Below are 2,334 nucleotides of genomic sequence, written 5' to 3'. Positions count from 1 at the left end.
ATCGGGGCCCCCCCCCCCCCCCCCGGGGGTCCAGGGGCGAAGCCCCTGGTAGCGGGAAGGGACGGGGAGGGGAGGGGAGCAGTCCGCCGCAGGCGTCACAATCCGCTGAATACCCCCTGGCTCGGGTTGTGTCCGCGGGGGCCACGTCCGGAGGCAGGCTTGGCTGGTTGCGCCTGCGGTGGCCTGCGTCCCGCAAGTGGATGTGCCCGTATGGCGGCCTGACCGGCGTGCGCCCGCGCAGCGAGCTCGGGTCGCGCCCGTCGGCGGCCTGCGCTCTGCGGGGCGCTTCGCGGCCCGACCGGGTCGCCGGGCATCGCGCCCGCACGGCGGGCCTCCGCAATGTGCGGGCGGGTCCGGACCCGCATGGCGATGCCCTGTGGCGGGCACCCGGGCACGGACGTCGGCACAGCGCGTCAGCGGAAAGGAGCCGAGTACCGTGAGGACACCGCATGATCCTGGGGCGGATCCGGAGGATGAGGGGATTCCCGATCTGCAGGACGGGACGCCCGAGCAGCAGTGGGCGGAGGATCCTGAGCAGTTGCCCGTGGCCGGGGACGAGCCGACGATCGCCGGGTACCGGGACACCACGAGCGCGGAGACGCGTGAGCGGGAGTCGCTCGACGAGCGGTTGACCGATGAGGAGCCGGAGGCGGGGGAGCCGGTCGGCACGGTGGCGGAACCGGCGGGGCTGCTGTACGACGAGCCGGACCCCGATCTCCCGCGTGAGCAGGACGTCTACTCCCAGGAGGGCTCGACCAGCGGGCTGTCCGCCGAGGAGGAGGCGGTCCGGATCAAGAGCGATGAGCTCCGGGATGTGGACGATCTCTACGAGGAGGTCGACGACGAGGAGGCCATCGTGGATCCGGGACCGCCCTCCTGACGGGTCTGCCGGACGGTGAATTCACGGGCGGGTCACGCCGGGTTCCGGTCGACGTACTCGAAGATCGAGCCGTCGGGGTGGCGGGCCACCAGGGTGCGGCCCACGGGGGCGGGCAGCGGACCGGCGACGATCTGCCCGCCGACCGACGTGAGATCGGCGACCGCCTCGTCCACGTCCTTCACCGCGATCGTCGCCGTGATCTTGCGGAGAATCGACATCTCCGACTCCGGTCCGCTCATCAGAAAGAAGCAGCCGACCGCCGCGACCGCGACGGGGCCGCGCTGGAAGCGCACCGCCTCGGCTCCCGTCAGCTTCTCGTAGACGGCGATCGCCGAGTCCAGGTCGTCGACGCACACGCGGAGTGAAGTCCCCAGAATATCCATGCGGGCGAGCCTAGTTGAACTGCTCAGACGCGGCAGAGGATCTCACCGTGCAGGACGGCGAACCAACCGTCCGGCGCCTCGCCCCACGTCCGCCACGCCTCCGCGATCGACCGCAGCTCCTCCTCCGTGGCATGGCCGCCGTCGACCGCGAGCCGGGCGTAGGAGGAGGCGACCGTGCGGTCCGCCCACAGACCGCTCCACCACACCCGCTCCTCCTCGGTGGCGTAGCACCACGCCGTGGCGGTCGAGGTGATGTCGGTGAACCCCGCCTCCAGGGCCCAGGAGCGCAGTCTGCGACCGGCGTCCGGCTCACCGCCGTTGGCCCGCGCGACCCGGCGGTAGAGGTCCAGCCAGCCGTCCAGCCCGGGGACGGACGGGTACCAGGTCATGGCGGCGTAGTCGGAGTCGCGCACCGCCACGATGCCGCCCGGCGCGCACACCCGGCGCATCTCGCGCAGCGCCCCCACCGGGTCGCCGACGTGCTGCAGCACCTGATGGGCGTGGACCACGCAGAAGGAGTCGTCGGGGTGGTCCAGCGCGTGGACGTCGGCGACCGCGAAGGAGACGTTGGCCAGCCCGCGCTCGTCGGCCACCGCGCGGGCCCGCTCCAGGATGGCGCCCTCGGCGTCGACGCCCGTGACCTGCCCCTGGGGGACCAGTTCCGCCAGGTCCGCGGTGATGGTGCCGGGGCCGCAGCCGATGTCCAGGATCCGCATATGGGGCCGCAGATGGCCGGTGAGATACGCGGCGGAGTTGGCCGCCGTGCGCCAGGTGTGCGAGCGCAGCACCGACTCATGGTGGCCGTGGGTGTAGACGGCGGCGTCCTTCGGCATGGCGGAACTCCCCCTTCGGGACCGGTGAACGGGTGGCTCCACCGTAGAAGGCATCTCGCATCACGAGAAGAACCGTCTCAGTATGCGAGCGTTCCGGTTAAGTGCCGAAGGGGGGGGGGGGGGGCGGAAACCCCCCCCCCCCGCCGCGGGCAATTTTGCTGTGGTTTTTAAAGAAAATCGAGCCCCCCCCAGCGACGTGGCGGGGGGTGGGGGGGGGGAGCGGGTGTACCGCACCGGG

General features: G+C 72.1%; 3 protein-coding genes. 1 reads left to right on the top strand and 2 read right to left on the bottom strand.

Features of this window, described 5'->3' with window-relative positions; genetic code table 11:
• Positions 1 to 436 precede the first annotated feature (436 nt).
• Positions 437 to 880 (top strand): hypothetical protein, encoded by a 444-nt coding sequence (locus tag ACFXB5_RS52260; RefSeq protein ID WP_385222832.1) that lies wholly within the window; start codon positions 437 to 439, stop codon positions 878 to 880.
• A gap of 32 nt (positions 881 to 912) precedes the next feature.
• On the opposite strand, the gene ACFXB5_RS52255 is transcribed toward ACFXB5_RS52260, so the two are convergent.
• Together ACFXB5_RS52255 and ACFXB5_RS52250 are read right to left on the bottom strand one after the other, a co-directional pair.
• Positions 913 to 1,263, bottom strand: coding sequence for a VOC family protein (locus ACFXB5_RS52255; RefSeq protein WP_385222829.1), 351 nt, complete (start codon positions 1,261 to 1,263; stop codon positions 913 to 915).
• Between the two features lie 23 nt (positions 1,264 to 1,286).
• Entirely contained in the window at positions 1,287 to 2,096 is an 810-nt protein-coding gene (locus ACFXB5_RS52250; protein WP_385222826.1) for a class I SAM-dependent methyltransferase, read from the bottom strand.
• Positions 2,097 to 2,334: the final 238 nt, after the last annotated feature.

The organism is Streptomyces sp. NPDC059455 (assembly GCF_042750115.1).
In the GTDB taxonomy this organism is placed as follows: Bacteria; Actinomycetota; Actinomycetes; order Streptomycetales; family Streptomycetaceae; genus Streptomyces; species Streptomyces endocoffeicus.
The sequence above is the reverse complement of the archived record's forward strand: the minus strand, read 5'-3'. Positions and strand labels throughout refer to the sequence as shown.

Bases quoted from the DNA above. Each gene is read 5' to 3' on its own strand.
- ACFXB5_RS52255 (WP_385222829.1), bottom strand. From the start codon at position 1,263: ATGGATATTCTGGGGACTTCACTCCGCGTGTGCGTCGACGACCTGGAC.
- ACFXB5_RS52250 (WP_385222826.1), bottom strand. From the start codon at position 2,096: ATGCCGAAGGACGCCGCCGTCTACACCCACGGCCACCATGAGTCGGTG.